At 30.9% G+C, this 18,092-nt stretch carries 15 protein-coding genes; 8 read left to right on the top strand and 7 right to left on the bottom strand.

What is annotated here, in order from left to right; genetic code table 11:
- Window positions 1–134: 134 nt before the first annotated feature.
- From recA to ACJDUG_RS08090, 5 genes are all read left to right on the top strand, one after another.
- Window positions 135–1,193 (top strand): recombinase RecA, encoded by a 1,059-nt coding sequence (recA, locus tag ACJDUG_RS08110; protein WP_406769397.1) that lies wholly within the window; start codon window positions 135–137, stop codon window positions 1,191–1,193.
- A 202-nt stretch (window positions 1,194–1,395) separates the two neighbouring features.
- A complete protein-coding gene (gene rny / locus ACJDUG_RS08105; protein ID WP_406769396.1) occupies window positions 1,396–2,940 on the top strand; it encodes a ribonuclease Y in 1,545 nt (514 codons plus the stop codon).
- Window positions 2,941–3,103: 163 nt separating this feature from the next.
- Window positions 3,104–3,931, top strand: coding sequence for a PHP domain-containing protein (locus ACJDUG_RS08100; RefSeq protein ID WP_406769395.1), 828 nt, complete (start codon window positions 3,104–3,106; stop codon window positions 3,929–3,931).
- Between the two features lie 17 nt (window positions 3,932–3,948).
- Window positions 3,949–5,145 carry a pyridoxal phosphate-dependent aminotransferase gene (locus tag ACJDUG_RS08095; protein WP_406769394.1) on the top strand — a complete coding sequence of 399 codons (1,197 nt, stop codon included), beginning with the start codon at window positions 3,949–3,951 and terminating at the stop codon, window positions 5,143–5,145.
- A gap of 196 nt (window positions 5,146–5,341) precedes the next feature.
- Complete coding sequence (locus ACJDUG_RS08090) at window positions 5,342–5,602, top strand: HPr family phosphocarrier protein (RefSeq protein ID WP_406764871.1); 261 nt, start codon at window positions 5,342–5,344, stop codon at window positions 5,600–5,602.
- A 34-nt stretch (window positions 5,603–5,636) separates the two neighbouring features.
- On the opposite strand, the gene ACJDUG_RS08085 is transcribed toward ACJDUG_RS08090, so the two are convergent.
- Window positions 5,637–5,852 (bottom strand): DUF378 domain-containing protein, encoded by a 216-nt coding sequence (locus tag ACJDUG_RS08085; RefSeq protein ID WP_406769393.1) that lies wholly within the window; start codon window positions 5,850–5,852, stop codon window positions 5,637–5,639.
- Between the two features lie 335 nt (window positions 5,853–6,187).
- On the opposite strand from ACJDUG_RS08085, the gene purB reads away from it, so the two are divergent.
- A complete protein-coding gene (purB, locus tag ACJDUG_RS08080; RefSeq protein ID WP_406769392.1) occupies window positions 6,188–7,618 on the top strand; it encodes an adenylosuccinate lyase in 1,431 nt (476 codons plus the stop codon).
- An 834-nt stretch (window positions 7,619–8,452) separates the two neighbouring features.
- A complete protein-coding gene (locus ACJDUG_RS08075; RefSeq protein ID WP_406769602.1) occupies window positions 8,453–9,424 on the top strand; it encodes a tyrosine recombinase XerC in 972 nt (323 codons plus the stop codon).
- Window positions 9,425–9,463: 39 nt separating this feature from the next.
- Here ACJDUG_RS08075 and ACJDUG_RS08070 read toward each other — a convergent pair whose 3' ends face one another.
- Window positions 9,464–9,820 carry a hypothetical protein gene (locus tag ACJDUG_RS08070; RefSeq protein ID WP_406769391.1) on the bottom strand — a complete coding sequence of 119 codons (357 nt, stop codon included), beginning with the start codon at window positions 9,818–9,820 and terminating at the stop codon, window positions 9,464–9,466.
- 139 nt (window positions 9,821–9,959) lie between these two features.
- Here ACJDUG_RS08070 and lexA point away from each other — a divergent pair, with 139 nt between their 5' ends.
- Window positions 9,960–10,568 (top strand): transcriptional repressor LexA, encoded by a 609-nt coding sequence (gene lexA / locus ACJDUG_RS08065; protein ID WP_406769390.1) that lies wholly within the window; start codon window positions 9,960–9,962, stop codon window positions 10,566–10,568.
- An 85-nt stretch (window positions 10,569–10,653) separates the two neighbouring features.
- Here lexA and ACJDUG_RS08060 read toward each other — a convergent pair whose 3' ends face one another.
- From ACJDUG_RS08060 to mutS, 5 genes are all read right to left on the bottom strand, one after another.
- A complete protein-coding gene (locus ACJDUG_RS08060; RefSeq protein WP_406769389.1) occupies window positions 10,654–11,934 on the bottom strand; it encodes a methionine gamma-lyase family protein in 1,281 nt (426 codons plus the stop codon).
- A gap of 186 nt (window positions 11,935–12,120) precedes the next feature.
- Window positions 12,121–12,369 (bottom strand): RNA chaperone Hfq, encoded by a 249-nt coding sequence (hfq, locus tag ACJDUG_RS08055; RefSeq protein ID WP_406769388.1) that lies wholly within the window; start codon window positions 12,367–12,369, stop codon window positions 12,121–12,123.
- A gap of 68 nt (window positions 12,370–12,437) precedes the next feature.
- A complete protein-coding gene (gene miaA / locus ACJDUG_RS08050) occupies window positions 12,438–13,382 on the bottom strand; it encodes a tRNA (adenosine(37)-N6)-dimethylallyltransferase MiaA (protein WP_406769387.1) in 945 nt (314 codons plus the stop codon).
- Between the two features lie 18 nt (window positions 13,383–13,400).
- Entirely contained in the window at window positions 13,401–15,218 is a 1,818-nt protein-coding gene (gene mutL / locus ACJDUG_RS08045; RefSeq protein WP_406769601.1) for a DNA mismatch repair endonuclease MutL, read from the bottom strand.
- A gap of 100 nt (window positions 15,219–15,318) precedes the next feature.
- Window positions 15,319–17,973 carry a DNA mismatch repair protein MutS gene (gene mutS, locus ACJDUG_RS08040; protein ID WP_406769386.1) on the bottom strand — a complete coding sequence of 885 codons (2,655 nt, stop codon included), beginning with the start codon at window positions 17,971–17,973 and terminating at the stop codon, window positions 15,319–15,321.
- Window positions 17,974–18,092: the final 119 nt, after the last annotated feature.

Genomic DNA, 18,092 nt, shown 5'->3' with positions numbered 1-18,092 from the left:
TATAATTTTAAAAAGTTCCTAAAAAATACTTAGGAACTTTTTATATAGAGTTGACTAAAAATAAATTATATTATATAATTAAACAGAACTTATGTTCGTAAAATGAAAGGATGTGAACCCAAAAGGGAATACATATGGATAGTGAAAAATTAAAAGCCATTGAAATTGCTATGGGACAGATTGAGAAACAATTTGGTAAAGGTTCAATAATGAAGCTTGGTGAACATAATGTTATGAATCTAGATGCCGTTTCTACAGGATGTCTAGATTTAGATATCGCTTTAGGTATAGGCGGTGTCCCTAAGGGAAGAATTATAGAAGTTTTCGGACCTGAATCTTCAGGTAAAACAACTATAGCTTTACACATAGTTGCAGAAGCACAAAAAAATGGTGGTGCTGCAGCTTATGTAGATGCAGAACATGCTTTAGATCCTGCTTATGCAAAAGCTTTGGGTGTTGATATAGATAATCTAGTAATATCTCAGCCTGATACTGGAGAACAGGCACTTGAAATTACTGAAGCTCTAATTCGCTCTGGGGCAATAGATGTTATAGTAATTGACTCAGTAGCTGCCTTAGTTCCTAGAGCAGAAATAGATGGAGAAATGGGTGACTCCCATGTAGGACTTCAAGCAAGACTTATGTCTCAAGCACTAAGAAAGCTTGCTGGATCCATAAACAAATCAAAATGTGTAACCATTTTTATAAATCAGTTACGTGAAAAAGTTGGCATAATGTTTGGTAATCCTGAAACTACACCTGGTGGTAGGGCACTTAAATTTTATTCATCTGTAAGGCTTGATATAAGAAAGATTGATACAATTAAACAAGGAGACGACGTTGTCGGTAATAGAACAAGAGTTAAGGTTATAAAAAACAAAGTTGCTCCACCATTTAAGCAGGCTGAATTTGATATTATGTATGGTCATGGTATATCAAGAGAAGGAAATGTATTAGATGTTGGAGTTAGAGAAGATATTATTCAAAAGAGTGGGGCTTGGTTCTCTTACCAAGATACAAGACTAGGTCAAGGAAGAGAAAACGCAAAGCAATATTTAAAAGAAAATGAAGATATTTTACTTACAGTAGAAAATAAAATTAGAGAAAAATATAATCTTCCAATATCTGGTACTAAAGCAAATGATCTAAAAGAAGAAAAGGTTACTAACAATAAAAAGCAACAGCAGGCATAGCAATCATTTTATGTGTATTTAATATGCATGTTTGAAGGCTTAGGTTATTTTATTTGTCTTGACATCATATTGAAACTAATATAAAATAGAATACAAATACTGGTTTAGCACATTCAAAGTATTACCAATTAAATAAATATGACACCTTTTTAGGCTTTATTTCATAGTTTTATATGTAAAAAAAGCAAAGGAGGTGTTAAATATGCCATTATCACAAGGGACTATATTTGGCATTATTATCACTATTGCAGTAGTTTTATTTACTGTGATTTATGTAAGAAAAAATATATCTCAGGCGAAGATTTCAAAGGCCGAAGAAGAAGCTAAACAAATTCTTGAGGGAGCTTCAAAAGAAGCCGAATCATTAAAAAAGGAAGTTATTCTAGAAGCTAAAGAAGAAACTCATAAACTAAGAACTGATTTTGAAAAAGAGTCAAGAGATAGAAGAAATGAAATTCAAAGACTCGAAAGAAGATTGATGCAGCGTGAAGAATCTTTAGACAAAAAAAGTGAAATGCTGGAAAAAAGAGATGAGAGTTTCAATAAGAAACAGCAAGAAATTGTAGCTTTAGAGTCAGAAGTTCAAAATCTATACACTCAGCAAAGAGAAGAGCTTGAGAGACTTTCTGGTTTAACATCAGAAGAAGCAAAACAAATTTTATTAGATGAAATTAAAAAAGAAACGAAACACGATGCCGCTATTATGATTAAAGACATTGAAACAAGAGCAAAAGAAGAAGCGGATAAAAAAGCAAGAGAAGTCATAACTTGTGCTATTCAAAGGTGTGCTGCAGACCATGTTGCTGAAACAACTGTTCATGTAGTTAATCTTCCAAATGATGAGATGAAGGGAAGAATTATAGGTAGAGAGGGTAGAAATATTAGAACCTTAGAAACTTTGACTGGTATTGATTTAATAATCGATGATACTCCAGAAGCTGTAATTCTATCCGGTTTTGATCCAATAAGAAGAGAAGTAGCAAGAATAGCCTTAGAAAAATTAATTGTAGATGGTAGAATTCATCCTGCAAGAATTGAAGAAATGGTTGAAAAAGCTAAAAAAGAAGTTGAAAACAGCATTAAAGAAGAAGGCGAACAAGCAACTTTTGAAACTGGAATACACGGTTTACATTCGGAGCTTATAAGACTTCTTGGAAGGCTAAAGTATCGAACTAGCTATGGCCAAAATGTTTTAAAACATTCCATTGAAGTTGCTTATTTAGCAGGATTGATGGCCGCCGAATTAGGCTTGGATGTTAATATAGCTAAAAGAGCAGGTTTACTTCACGATATAGGCAAAGCTGTAGACCACGAAGTTGAAGGACCACATGCTTTAATAGGGGCAGAAATAGCTAAAAAATATCATGAGTCCGCAATAATTGTAAATGCAATTGGTGCTCACCATGGAGATTTGGAGTTTCTTTCTATGGAAGCTGTGCTAGTTCAAGCAGCTGACGCAATATCTGCTGCAAGACCTGGAGCAAGAAGAGAGACTTTAGAAGCCTATATAAGAAGGCTTGAAAAACTAGAGGAAATTGCAAACGAGTATGAAGGTGTAGAAAAATCCTTTGCAATACAAGCAGGCAGAGAAATAAGAATTCTCGTTAAACCTGAAGAAGTTGATGATGTAGCTTCTATTGAATTGGCAAGAGATATTGTTAAGAAAATAGAAAGCGAGCTAGAGTATCCTGGACAAATTAAGGTTAATGTTATTAGGGAAACTCGTGCAATTGAATATGCAAAATAAACATATAATTTTAGGCCACTGAATTTTTCAGTGGCTTATATTATATGCATATTAATAAAATTAAAGATGCTTTTTATAAAAATCATTTACAACAGGAATACTAAATGGTATATTATAATAAAGTGAAAGTATTCCTTCATTTTTTAAAAAACAGGTGTTTATCATGCAGTTTTCAGATTTACATATTCATTCTAGATATTCAGATGGAGCATTATGGCCGGAGGAAATAATTAAAATTTCATATAATAAAGGACTTAAATGTATATCTATTACAGACCACGATACTATTGACTCTCAAAATGCTATTGACAATATAACAGATAATTTTGAGGTGAAAGTAATTCCTGGTGTGGAACTTAGTACGGAATATTTGTGTAGAGAAATTCATATTTTAGGCTACTTTATTGATTATAAGAATATTGATTTGATATCTAATTTAGAAAAAGTTAAAGTTTATAGAAAAAATAGAGCTATAGATATTATTTCTAAGTTACAACTGCTAAATATGAATATAAGCTTTGATGAAATAAGTATAAATAATAGTTGTATTGGCAGACCACATATTGCAAAAGCTTTAGTTGCTAAAGGTTATGTAAATAATACAAAAGAAGCTTTTCATCAATTTCTTATAAAGGGAAAGCCAGCATATGTAGAGCGATACAAGATTAATTATAAGGATGCTTTAAAATTAATCTGTAATTGCGGCGGTGTTCCTGTTTTAGCTCATCCTGGGGAAGTTTATAAAGGTATACAAATAGAGGCTTTAATTAAAGAATTTAAAGTGTATGGACTTAAAGGGCTTGAAGTGTATCATCCTGCACATTCAATTACCCAAACAAATAAATTTTATAATCTTGCAAAGAAATATTCTTTGGCTATAACTGGGGGAAGTGACTGCCACGGAGTGGAACATCAAAAGGAACTTCTTCTTGGAAGCTGCGGATTAAGTGAAGAATTAACTAATAAATTTTTAAAACTAAAGTATACTTAACATGGGAGGGCTTTACAATGAATTTATCAAAAAAAGCAGAGCAGATTTCACCTTCATTAACACTGGCAATTGATGCTAAGGCTAAAAAAATGAAGGCAGAAGGTATTGATGTTATAGGTTTTGGTGCTGGAGAGCCAGATTTCAATACTCCATTAAATATTCAAGAAGCTGCTATTAAGGCAATAAAAGAGGGTTATACAAAATATACTCCTACCTCTGGAATAAAAGAATTAAAGGAAGCTATTTGCAAGAAATTTGGTGATGATAATAAATTGTTTTATAAACCTTCACAAATAATAGTATCAACAGGTGCAAAACAATGCTTAGCAAATGCATTTCAAGCAATCTTAAACCCCGGTGATGAGGTAATTATTCCATGTCCTTATTGGGTTAGTTACCCCGAACTAGTTAAACTTGCAGATGGAGTGCCAGTTTTTATTGAAACAACTGAAGAAAATAAATTTAAATATTCTGTAGACAAGCTTAAGAAAGCCATTACACCAAATACTAAAGCTATTATTGTAAATAGTCCAGGAAATCCAACAGGTACAGTTTATACTAAAGAAGAATTGATGGATATTGCACTGTTTGCAAAAGAAAATGATCTAATTATTATTTCTGATGAAATATATGAAAAATTAATTTATAATTCCGACATACAGCATATAAGCATTGGTGCATTATCAGAGGATGCTTATAATAGAACCATTACTATAAATGGCGTATCTAAATCCTATGCAATGACAGGTTGGAGAATTGGTTATGCAGCTTGCGGAAGTGAGAAAATAATAAAGTTAATGACAAATATTCAAAGCCACTATTCTTCAAATCCAAATTCTATTGCTCAATATGCATCTTATGAGGCCTTAGTTGGGAATCAGGATTCTATGAAACATATGATTGAAGAATTTAAAAAACGTAGAAACTACATGGTAGATAAAATAAACAAAATGAAATATATTTCCTGTATAAAACCTGAGGGTGCATTTTATGTAATGATAAACATATCTAAGATATTAGATAAAAAAGTTGATGGAAGGCTAATTGAAACTTCACTAAACTTTTCAGACATACTACTTGAAAAAGAAAATGTGGCAGTAGTTCCTGGATGTGCCTTTGGTGTTGATAATTATGTTAGATTGTCCTATGCTACTAGTTTAAATAATATTGAAATAGGTTTAAACAGAATTCAACATTTTCTTAACATCCTATAAATATAATAAAACGTTATATATAGTAATAATAAAATAGTATTTTAAATCATATAATACAGAAAAAGGTAAAATTAATCAGCTAATTCATTTTGCCTTTTTCTGCATTACTTTAAAATAGTAAAGTTATCATTGTAAAATTATAAAAAAATGCTATAATAGAAATGTTAGGTATTATAATTAGGTAGAGGTGATGAAAGTGGTAACAAAAGAGGTTATAGTTAAAAATTCAACAGGACTTCACGCTAGACCAGCAACTTTATTAGTTAAAAAAGCTTCTTCTTTTAAGTCTGACGTAAGTATAGAATTTAACGGAAGAAAAGCTAATGTAAAAAGTTTAATAGGCGTATTATCCTTAGGAGTGACTAAAAACTCAAATGTAAAGGTTATAGCTTCAGGCGATGATGAGAACTTAGCTGCAGAAGAAGTAGTTAAATTAATAGAATCCTTAGAAGAATAATATAAAATAGATAAAGGCTCAATTGAGCCTTTATTTATTTTATCTTTTTTCTAGTCTTTAACAAAAATAATAGAATATCAATTCCTGCAACACCAATTAGTATGTATATTATTCTTGCCAATAACTGCAGATGATTTCCCACAATTGTGCGTACTAAATCTAACCCAAATAGGCCAAAGAGTCCCCAGTTTAAGGCCCCAAATATAACAAGTATACATGACACCTTGTCTATTAAATTTACTTTATACATAATTCCCTCCAAATATAATTATCTAGTAAATTATATTATTAAAATTAACAAATAATACTTATATAATTAAATTCAAATATTAATTACGAATATTAAAGCTATAAAATTAAATATTATTATGATATAATATGAATATTGTTGTTAGTAATATTATTATTATACGGAGGTAAAAGTTCTAAATGACCTTATACGAGTAGTTTGCGAGGTAAAAGTCCTAAATTGACTTTTACGGGTAATTAGTGAGGGTCAGCGAACATCTTAAGTTACCCAGTGCCCGAAGGGGAGCGAGCGGGCTAATCTACTCAGTGTGACCACTAAAAGGAGGAAAATTTAATATGAGAGAAGAATATAATTCACCTTTGACAAGTAGGTATGCTTCAAAAGAAATGTCCTATTTGTTTTCTGACGAAAAGAAATTCAAAACCTGGAGAAGGCTTTGGACTGCTCTTGCTGAAGGAGAACGAGAGTTAGGTCTTGATATAAGCTTATTACAAATTGAAGAATTAAAAGCAAACATTGAAAATATAAATTATGAAGTAGCAGAAAATAGAGAAAAAGAAACTAGACACGATGTAATGAGTCATGTTTATGCCTATGGCGTTCAATGTCCAAGTGCTAAAGGTATAATTCATTTAGGAGCTACTAGCTGCTATGTAGGAGATAATACAGATTTAATTGTTATGAAAGAAGCTCTTATTATTATTAAAAATAAGATTATAAAGACTATTTATAATCTATCTAAGTTTGCTCTTAAGTATAAGTCATTACCTACACTAGGTTTTACGCATCTGCAGCCTGCACAATTAACTACAGTAGGGAAAAGAGCTACTTTATGGATTCAAGATCTATTAATGGATCTAGAAAATCTTGAATTTGTAATAAATTCACTTAAGTTTAGAGGTGTTAAAGGCACTACAGGAACACAAGCAAGTTTTATGGAGCTCTTTAATGGAGATGAAGCAAAAGTTAAAAACTTAGATAGGTTAGTAACAGAAAAAATGGGCTTTAAAGAAAGCTTTCCAGTTACAGGGCAGACCTATTCCAGAAAGGTTGATTCAATTACATTAAACACGCTTTCTGAAGTCGCGCAAAGTGCTTATAAGTTCAGCAATGATATAAGACTACTTCAAAGTATGAAAGAAATTGAAGAACCCTTTGAGAAGAATCAAATCGGCTCAAGTGCCATGGCTTATAAGCGAAATCCTATGAGATGCGAAAGAATAGGTGCATTAGCAAGATATATAGTTGTAGATGCATTAAATCCTGCAATTACAGCTTCAACCCAGTGGTTTGAGAGAACCTTAGATGATTCTGCAAATAAGCGTCTTTCGGTTTCTGAGTCTTTTTTAGCACTAGATGGTGTGTTAAATTTATATATAAATGTTTCTGAGAATTTGGTGGTATATGATAAAGTAATAGCTTCCCATGTAAATAACGAACTTCCTTTTATGGCAACAGAAAATATCTTAATGGAAGCTGTAAAACGCGGCGGTGATAGGCAAGAACTTCATGAAAGAATTAGAACCCATTCCATGGAAGCTTCAAAAAGAGTAAAGCAAGAGGGTCTAAATAATGATTTGCTTAGCAGAATAATTACAGATTCTGTTTTTAATATGTCAGAAGAAGAAATTATGTCAATACTAGATACTCAAAAATTTATAGGTAGAGCTCCCGGTCAAGTTGAGGATTTTATAACACATTATATAAATCCAATTCTAGAAAAAAATAAAGCTGCATTAGGTATAACATCAGTTATATCTGTTTAAAAAAAAGTAAAAATAAAATTAGAAAATAATAGATTTTTAGAAGCTGAGCACGTTGTTTCAGCTTCTTTTTTTATAACATTTAATGATTGATAAATTAACAATTATACCCAGAATAATTAACAGGTTGTGATTTACATAATATGGTATACTTATGCATTTCCTGTACTAATTTATTTTGTTTAATAAATAATACAGATAATGGTAATTACTTTGATAAATGATAACGTATGTCAATTGATAGATATAAAAATATATGTTAGATAATGTAAAAATATGCTTATAGCTTTAAAACAGCTTAAAACCACTTATAATCAACCAATAATGTTTTTTGAGCAATATTATAAGTATATAGAGAATAATGGCATAGAATCAAATTTAACGATATATATCTGTTTTTGTCGAGAAATTCGTAGCAACGAATTTCGCTAAATGTATATTTAGCGAAATTAGCTAGACTTGCGAAGTAATATTTGGTATAATATTCATGAGGTGAGATTTATTATGAAAAACCGCTATGAATTAATTGAATATAATTCCAAAGATAAAGAAATATTAAGCAAAACAAAATTGTTAAAAGAAGATGTAGATAAAATAGAAGAGCTAAAATTTCAATTTAAAAGCAATAACTTCTACCCTGTAATAGAGGATATATATAAATTTCATAAAAATAATTACAATACTACTGATTTATCAAATATATTTGGAGTAAGTACAAGGCAGATACAGATTATATTAAAAAATCTTGGACTAAACAGAAATCATTCTGAAGCTCAGCTTATTTCTGTAAATAGAAATGATAATACAATTGTACTGCCATATAAAGCTAAAGCTGTAATTTTAAATGAAACCGTAATACCTGAAAGGCTTGAGGAATTCTTGAATTATTTATCTGTAATTAGAGGTAGATCCAATAATACTATTGATGGTTATAGAATAGATTTATCTCTCCTGCTTAAATTTTTAAAAATTTATAAAAAGTTCTATCCAAAAGATACACCTTTAGAAGATATACTAATAAGTGATATTGATGATAATTTTATAAAGTCTATAAAGCTTTCAGATCTTTATGCATTTTTAGCCTATGTTGAAAGAAATAGAAATAACAGTGCCTATGCTAGAGCTAGAAAAGTAGCCTCAATTAAATCTTTTTTTAAGTATCTAAATACAAAGACTAAAATTTTAAATGAGAACCCTGCTTCTGACCTAGAAACTCCAAAAACTGATAGAAGAAACCCAATATATCTTACACTAGATGAAAGTAAGGAGCTTTTAGCTTCAATTGATGAGAATTCTAAATATCCTATGAGAGACTTTTGTATTATTACACTTTTTCTTAATTGCGGTTTAAGACTTTCAGAACTTTGTAGTATTAATATATCTAAAATTAAAGATGATATATTAACTGTAATAGGAAAAGGAAATAAAGAAAGGACTATTTATTTAAATCATGCCTGCTTAAAGGCAATCTCTCAATATCTAATCGAAAGAAATTCCATGGATATTTTACCCGGCTATAAGGATGCCCTTTTTATAAGCAGTCAGAAACGTAGAATAAATAAAAAATCTGTGGAGCTTATAGTCGCTAAATACATAAAGGCAGCAGGTCTTAATAATGATAAATATTCCCCTCATAAATTAAGACATACTGCTGCAACCTTAATGTACAAATATGGAAATGTTGATATTAGAAGTCTTCAAAAGATACTTGGTCACGGAAATGTGTCTACAACTCAAATTTATACCCATGTTGATGATGAAAAATTAAGGGAAGCTGTAAAATTAAACCCTTTAAATACAGAAGAGTAAGATTTTTTCTTACTCTCCCCTCCCTTTATTTCTGTTACTTTAATTTTTATGCTTTGATAAATTAATGAAGCCAGGAAATTCCTCATAACTTTCTAATGTTTCTTCATCATCCATCAAATCTTTTATTTCTCTGATATCATCAATGTAATCCCACTCTATTTCATCTTCTGAAACACTATTTCCCTCAATATGAAGCTTATCATTTTCTTCGTAATCCATAAGCTCCTTATTATCTTCAAAGATTTCATCAATATTAATGGCCTTCATGTCGTAGCCTTCTAGCTCTAGACATTTACCACAATTATTACATTTCTTCTTTGGATTTAAATCACATATATCGCACTCACCGCAATCATCACAGACCTTGGCTTTATTAAAAACACATAATTTATTCATAAAATTTACCACCTTAACTATTGTTTACGTAGCAATTATATCAAAGTATTTTTAACAAATCAACCATAAAAAAGAACACTAGTTTGATATTGTTAAAATGATATGATATAATCTTTGTAAAGATTGTGAGGTGATAAATATGCTTGAAGGTAAAAATAATAAACAGCATGAAATATATGAATACATAAAAAATTCAGTACTTAATAAAGGTTACCCACCCTCTGTAAGAGAAATATGTGATGCAGTAGGCTTAAGGTCCACCTCTACAGTTCATGGTCACCTAGAAAGGTTAGAAAAGAAAGGACTAATTAAAAGAGATCCTACTAAGCCTAGGGCCATAGAATTAATGAAAGAAAGCGTTACAAAGAGAGAAATAATCGATATACCTATTATAGGAAAAATAACAGCTGGGCTTCCCATTCTAGCGGTTGAAAACATAGAAGATACATTTTCCATACCACTAAATTTTATAAAAAATAACAACGAACTTTTTATACTAAATGTATCAGGAACAAGTATGATTGAAGCTGGAATTTACGATGGTGACATGGCTATAATTGAGAAATGTAATACTGCCTCAAATGGAGAAATTGTAGTTGCATTAATTGAAAACGAAGCTACCTTAAAGAGATTTTTTAAGGAAAAAGATCATATTAGGCTGCAGCCAGAAAATAGCACAATGGAGCCTATAATCGTGAAGGACTGCCAAATACTTGGCAAACTTGCAGGAATTTATAGAAGCTACTAATATTAATGAAATTAATAGCATCCATATGAGAAATTACTTATTTATAAATTAATAAGTAATTTCTCATATGGATGCCATTTATATTTTATAGAATTTTTGAAAGAGAAATTAAAACCCCTATTTTTACATGGTCAAAGGTTAGTCCGCCTTGAAGGTAAGCTATATAGGGTTCTCTAATTGGTGCATCAGCAGATAACTCTATGGAAGCTCCCTGAATAAAGGCTCCTGCAGCCATAATAACTTGGTCTTCATAACCAGGCATATCCCAGGGCTCACATTGTACAAAGGAATCAATTGGTGAACCAGCTTGTATACCCTTGCAAAAATTGATTAGTTTTTCTTTATCATTAAACTTAATAGCTTGAATTATATCACTTCTTTTATCATCGAATTTAGGTAGAACCTCAAAACCTGCAAGTTCCATTATTTTAGAAGTAAATATGGCCCCTTTAACAGCCTCCATAGCTACATGTGGAGCTAAGAATAATCCTTGAAATAACTGTCTCATAACTCCGAAAGTTGAACCGCATTCACCTCCTATTCCAGGTATGGTAAGCCTGTAGGAAGCCTGAGTTACATATTCATTTTTACCAGCTATATATCCTCCTGTTGGAGCAATACCTCCCCCAATATTTTTAATAAGAGAACCTGCCACTAAGTCAGCACCTACATGAGTTGGTTCATATTTATCAATGAATTCCCCATAGCAATTATCTACGAAACAAATAATCTCAGGTTTAATTTTTTTAATAAATGTTATAATCTCTCCTATTTCTGATACAAGTAAGGATTTTCTCCAGCCATAACCTGTTGAACGCTGTATATGTATAAGCTTTATACTGCTATCCTTTTCTAATTGATTTTTTATTTCTTCCAAATTGACTTTACCATTTTCTTTTAAATCAATTTGCTTATATTTTACACCATATTCCATTAAGGATCCTATGTTTCTATTATCACTAATTCCAATTATATTATGAAGAGTGTCATAAGGAGTACCACAAATAGATAGCATTGTATCATTAGGTCTTAAATTACCAAATAAAGCTGCTCCAATTGCATGTGTTCCATTAACAAAATGAGGCCTTACAAGGGCACTTTCAGTTCCAAAAATTCTAGCATATACTCTGTCAAGAGCATCTCTACCTATATCGCCATAGCCATAGCCGCTAGAATTTGTAAAATGGGCATCGCTTATTCTTTCTTCCTGCAGCGCATTTAAAACTTTAATCTGATTATATTCCCTTATCTCATCATAATTTTTAAATTGTCCCTCTACTTCTTTTAGAGCTCCTTCATATAAATCCAAAATATAATCACTTATATTATATTTATTTTTAATTAAATCTTTTGTAACCTCTAACATTTTTATCCTCCAAAACGCATCTTCCTATGTTTTGCTTCTAAGCACATATATTAAACTAAATCTATATTTTTTCTTGTTTAGTCCAAAAATAATATTAACACAAATAAAATAAATAGGCAATTATGAAGGCATGTAAAAGAGTATGCCTTTTGCTAGACATACTCTTAATATTTTTAGAACTTTATGTTACATAGACTCTTCTTCGCTAGGTGGATTGTTAAACAATATTGGCTTAAGCGGCGTAATGGTAGAAACTGCATGCTTATAAATAAGCATCTGTCTTCCATCACAATCTAAAACAACTGTGAAACTATCAAAGCCTTTTACACTGCCTCTAATTTGAAATCCGTTTGTAAGATATATGGTAACAGGTATTTTATTCTTTCTGGCACCATTCAAAAATATGTCTTGAAGATTGTTAGCTGTTTTATTCATTAAATACCCCTCCTTATTACAGTAAATATATTTTTAATTATTAATTCTATATTTTTCTTAAAATTCCTTTAATAAATTATATTCTTTTTTGATTGAATATAGTTTAAAATATACTCCACTATATCATCCTCATTTTTAAAAGATCCCTTATCAATCCAATTGACCCTATTATCTTTTCTAAACCAAGTTAACTGTCTTTTGGCATAGTTTCTGCTCCCCTGCTTAATCATGTCTACGGCTTCAATAAAGCTAATCCGGCCTTCTAAATAAAATAGAATCTCTTTATAGCCTATACCCTTCATTGACTGCATATCTGAAGTATATCCCATTTCTTTAAGTTTAATAACTTCATCTACTAGTCCCTTTTCAAGCATAATATCTACCCTGGTATTGATTCTTTCATATAAAATGCTTCTATCCATAGTCAGAACAAAATAGTGCAGGTTATAAGGAATATTAAATATGTTTTCGTTATTATTAAATTCACCAATTGTCTTTCCTGTCAGCTTATGTACCTCAAGAGCTCTAACAACACGCTTTAAGTCATTAGGATAAAGTCTATTATAAGAATCAGTATCTACTTCTTTTAATAATCCATGGACATAATTCTTTCCTTTTTCAAGAGCTAATTCTTCTAGCTCTCTTCTAAAGTTTACATCCTTAACCGCCTCAGTAAAGCTGTAGTTATAGATAAGTGAGTTAATATATAATCCAGTTCCGCCAACTAGCATGGGTACCTTGCCCCTTGAAGTAATGTCATTAATGTATTTTTCGGCATCCCTTTTAAATTGTGCTGCGCTGTAGTTAATTTTAGGATCAATTATATCAATTAAATAATGAGGGATTCCACCCATTTCTTCTTTAGTTACTTTAGCAGAGCCTATATCCATGTACTTATAAATTTGCATGGAATCAACTGAAATAATCTCTCCATTTAATTTATTAGCTAATTTTATAGAAATAGAAGTTTTTCCTACTGCAGTGGGCCCGGCTATTATAATTAAATCCTTCAATACCATTACCTCCATCTTTTACTGTATTCTCTTGAACCTTTTTTCAAGTTCATTTAAGGTAATTTTAATGATTGTCGGTCTTCCATGGGGACAGGTGAACGGATTATCAATATACCTTAATTCTTCAATTAAGTGCTTCATTTCAATCAAAGAAAGTTTATTCTTGGCTTTTATAGCTGCCTTACAAGCAAGCTTTGCTATTTTATCATATTTTACCTCTGAGGCTTCCCCACTTCCCATAGTCTTTAAATTATCAATAATATTTAAAAACAAATTCTTAACTTGTATCTCACCTAGAATTATTGGAATCTCTCTTATATTTATAGTATTCTCTCCAAATTTTTCAATGTTAAAACCAGCATTCCTAAATATTTCTTTATTTTCATCATAAATCAAGTAATCTTGAAAATTCAATTCTAAAACTATTGGCGCAGCCAATACTTGTGCAGTTACTTCTCTATCTTTTAAGCTTTTATTATATTTTTCAAACAATATTTTTTCATGAGCAGCATGCTGATCTAAAATATATAGCTCATCGCCCTTTTGAGCTAAGATATAGGTGTTATTAAATTGTCCAATTACCTCAAGGTAAGGAAACTTTGCCTCTTTAGTAGGAGAATCTTTTATGATGTTATTAGGTTTAGATATTGTTTGAGCTTCATATAAGTTTTTGTTCTCATTAAAAAAGCCTATATCTTCATAAATATCTACCCTTGAATCCTTGCTAATACTATTTCCACCTGATGGTAATAGCATATCTTCACTTTTATTTACTTTTAAATCAATAGGTATTTGAACAGATGTCTTTTCATCATAGTTTCTCTCATTAATGCTTAAGATACTTTGAACTGGTATATTAAAGGTATCCTTTACTCCTTGTCTTAATGCCTCATGGACAGTGTCGAAAACAAGCTTATAAATAAACCTATCATCACTAAATTTAATTTCAGATTTAGTAGGATGTACATTTACATCTATAAGCTCCGGATAGATATCAATAAATAAAACAAAAAAAGGAAACTTATTAATAGTTAAAAAAGACTTAAATGCATTTTCCACTGCTGAGGTAATGGATTTATGTTTAATATATCTCTTATTAACAAATATACTTTGATTGTTTCTGCTGCCTCTGCTTATTTCGGCATTTCCAATATATCCATAAACAGAGGCAATATCCACGTGCTTTTCAAAGTTTATTATATTTTCACAAATATTCTTTCCGTAAATTGCCCTTATAGTATCTTTAATTTCATTTGTTGAAAAAGTAGTTAATACTTTGCTTCCATTATTCAGTATTTTAAAGGAGACCTTAGGGTTTACTAGTGCAAGTCTTTCAACAATATCATTTATCAATGCCGCTTCCCTTTGAGGTGATTTTAGAAATTTAAGTCTTGCAGGAACATTATAAAACAAATCCTCTATCTCTATAGTAGTACCTACATTACAACCCGCATCCTTTATATAATTTATTATACCACCATCAATTGATATCTCCTTACCAAACTGAAAAGCCTCCGATCTACTTATAAGTCTTACCTTGGAAACAGCTGCAATACTTGCAAGTGCCTCTCCTCTGAAGCCGAAGGTGTTTATTTTATAAATGTCTTCAATTTCATTTATTTTACTTGTTGCATGAGGTAAAAAAGCCTTTTCTATATCCTCCGGGTGAATACCATAACCATCATCTATAATCTTAATTAACTTATGTCCCCCTTCAGATATTTCAATAGTAATATTTTCAGCACCAGCATCTAAGCTGTTTTCTAATAATTCTTTAACTACGGAAAAGGGTCTTTCAACTACTTCTCCTGCTGCTATTTTGTTTGAAGTTTCCATACCCAAGACATTAATTCGTTTCAATTTATCACCTCTCTCAGTACTAAATTAGCCCATCGCTTCATTAAGAGTACTACTGTCTCTTTTAATTAATCTAAAATTACAAGGATTTTGCCTTGTTTATAATTTCATAAAGCTTATTAAAGCCTTCCATAGGAGTAAGCTCTAATATATTAAGGTCTTGTATTTCTTTAATTAAATTATTCTTTGAAATATCCTGAAAATTAAGCTGCATAATATTATCTAAGGAATCTACTGCTGCTTCTTTATGACTTCTATCTCTTTGATTCTTTTTGTTTTCTAAGCTTAAATGTTCTTCCTTAATATCAAAATTCCCATTTATTTTTATATTATCTTTATTTTCAAGTTCCTGTAATAGTTCCTTAGCTCTTATTATTAGTTCCTCAGGTAACCCTGCCAGTTTTGCAACCTCAATTCCATAGGACTGATCTGCTCCGCCCTCTACGATCTTCCTAAGAAAAACTATTTCGTTATTTATTTCTTTAACTGCTACTGAGTAATTTTTAACCCCTTTAATAGATGCTTCTAGCTTTGTTAGTTCATGATAATGTGTTGCAAATAATGTTTTGCATTTTATTTTTGAAGATTTACAGATATACTCTATTACAGCCCAAGCAATGCTCAGTCCGTCATAGGTACTTGTCCCCCTACCTACTTCGTCGAGTAATACCAGACTTTTATTTGTTGCGGATTTTAAAATGTTTGAAACCTCCCACATTTCAACCATAAATGTACTTTTTCCTGCAGAAAGATCATCTGATGCACCTATTCTTGTAAAAATTCTATCACAAACTGAAATAGAAGCACTTTTAGCTGGTACAAAGCTTCCTATATGTGCAAGAAGTGTAATTAAAGCAACCTGCCGCATATAAGTTGACTTTCCTGCCATATTGGGTCCTGTTATAAGAAGAAGCATGTTTTCTTTTGTGTCAATTGAGGTATCATTTGAAACAAAGCTTCCTGTTTGTATTATTTTTTCGATAACTGGGTGCCTTCCTTCTTCTATATTAATAATTCCATCTTCTGTAATTCTTGGCCTAGAATAATTATTTTCCATTGCTGTGATTGCTAAGGCACTTAAACAATCAAGCTGAGATATATTTGAGGCAACTTTTTTCATTCTATCTATCTCATTTTCAACCTTATCTCTAATTTCTATAAAAAGCTGATACTCTAAGTTTATTAATTTATCCTCAGCACCAAGGATTTTATCTTCCATTTCCTTTAGCTCAGGTGTTATATATCTTTCTGCATTTGACAAGGTCTGTTTTCTAATATATCTTCCTTCTGGGATAAGACCTTTATTGGCATTAGTTATTTCTATATAATAACCAAAAACTTTGTTAAAGCCTACCTTTAAAGACTTAATTCCAGTTTGTTCTCTCTCACTGCTTTCTAGCTGTGCTATCCATTCTTTTCCCTTAAATTTAGCTTCTCTAAGTTCATCTATTAAGGAATTATAACCTTCTTTAATTATATTTCCTTCTTTAATTGAAAGTCCTGGATTCTCTAATAAGGATGAATTGAGCAGTTCATATATATCTCTTAGTTCATCTAAGTTTTCATATATATCAAGCAGTTTACTTGATTCTACATTATTTATGATTTCTTTTATAACTGGTATTTTACCAAGAGAGTTTTTAAGTGCAACAAGCTCCTTTGCATTTACACTTTTATTAGAAACCTTTCCAACAATTCTTTCCATGTCATAAATGTTTTTAAGCTCTATTTTTAAATCCTCTAATATAGATAAATTCTCTGTAAGCTCCTTAACGGCGTTTAGCCTATTATCTATAGCAAGCCTGTTTAAAAGAGGCTGTTCTACCCATTTTCTTAAAGTCCTGCTTCCCATAGATGTATGAGTCTTATCGATTACCCATAATAGGGAACCTTTTTTTGTTTTATCTCTTAATGTTTCAGTTAATTCTAGATTTCTTCTTGTATTAATATCTATATTAAGATAGTCGCAGACATCATAATACTCAATTTTGTTGATATTGGTTAAATTAAGCTTCTGAGTTTCTTGTATATAGGTTATTAGTCCGTTTGCAGCAAACTTTGAAACCAAGCTGATATTTTTATCATTTAGATTACTAAATTGTTTTAGCTTCTCATGGTACCCTGCTTTAAAATAATCTTCGTTTTTTTCAGAAAATATTATACTGAATCTTTCTTCTATTTTATTTTTTAGGTCTTTGTCCATTTTTTCATCTGCTAAAATTTCTTTTGGAGAAAACTTAGAAAGTTCATCAAGCACCAATTCATAATTTAAATTAAATTCTGTGCTATAAAAGTCGCCGGTAGATATATCAGCAAAACAAATTCCTATTTTATCTTCATTAAGGAAAATACTCATAAGATAATTATTTGTATTTTCCTCCAAAAAAGTTGAATCAGTATAAGTTCCAGGAGTAACTATTTTAATTATATCTCTTTTAACTATGCCTTTGGCTAAGCTAGGGTCTTCTAACTGTTCACAAATTGCAACTTTAAAACCTCTATTAACAAGTCTTCCTATATAAGAATCAGCCGCATGAAAGGGAATTCCACACATTGGTGCTCTATTTTCAAGACCACAGTCTCTTCCTGTTAGTACTAGCTCCAGTTCTCTAGATGCTATTTCTGCGTCATCAAAGAACATTTCATAAAAATCACCTAATCTAAAAAATAATATACAATCTTTACATTTTTCTTTTACAAGCATATATTGCTGCATCATAGGAGTTAAAGACATCTTCGCATCTCCTTTATTATTACTTATGTTACTATATCTTAAAAAGGGGGTGTCGCAAAACTACCTTGAAAAGTAGTTTTGCGATACTCCTTTTCATTTTTAGACGCGAAGAAGTCATG

Origin of the sequence: Candidatus Clostridium stratigraminis (assembly GCF_045310675.1) — a bacterium.
Lineage (GTDB): Bacteria > Bacillota > Clostridia > Clostridiales > Clostridiaceae > Clostridium_AT > Clostridium_AT stratigraminis.
This window is presented reverse-complemented; position numbering and strand designations above follow the sequence as displayed.

Coding starts and splice junctions, on each gene's coding strand:
- recA (WP_406769397.1), top strand. CDS start 135: ATGGATAGTGAAAAATTAAAAGCCATTGAAATTGCTATGGGACAGATT.
- rny (WP_406769396.1), top strand. CDS start 1,396: ATGCCATTATCACAAGGGACTATATTTGGCATTATTATCACTATTGCA.
- ACJDUG_RS08100 (WP_406769395.1), top strand. CDS start 3,104: ATGCAGTTTTCAGATTTACATATTCATTCTAGATATTCAGATGGAGCA.
- ACJDUG_RS08095 (WP_406769394.1), top strand. CDS start 3,949: ATGAATTTATCAAAAAAAGCAGAGCAGATTTCACCTTCATTAACACTG.
- ACJDUG_RS08085 (WP_406769393.1), bottom strand. CDS start 5,852: ATGTATAAAGTAAATTTAATAGACAAGGTGTCATGTATACTTGTTATA.
- purB (WP_406769392.1), top strand. CDS start 6,188: ATGAGAGAAGAATATAATTCACCTTTGACAAGTAGGTATGCTTCAAAA.
- ACJDUG_RS08070 (WP_406769391.1), bottom strand. CDS start 9,820: ATGAATAAATTATGTGTTTTTAATAAAGCCAAGGTCTGTGATGATTGC.
- lexA (WP_406769390.1), top strand. CDS start 9,960: ATGCTTGAAGGTAAAAATAATAAACAGCATGAAATATATGAATACATA.
- ACJDUG_RS08060 (WP_406769389.1), bottom strand. CDS start 11,934: ATGTTAGAGGTTACAAAAGATTTAATTAAAAATAAATATAATATAAGT.
- hfq (WP_406769388.1), bottom strand. CDS start 12,369: ATGAATAAAACAGCTAACAATCTTCAAGACATATTTTTGAATGGTGCC.
- mutL (WP_406769601.1), bottom strand. CDS start 15,218: ATGGAAACTTCAAACAAAATAGCAGCAGGAGAAGTAGTTGAAAGACCC.
- mutS (WP_406769386.1), bottom strand. CDS start 17,973: ATGTCTTTAACTCCTATGATGCAGCAATATATGCTTGTAAAAGAAAAA.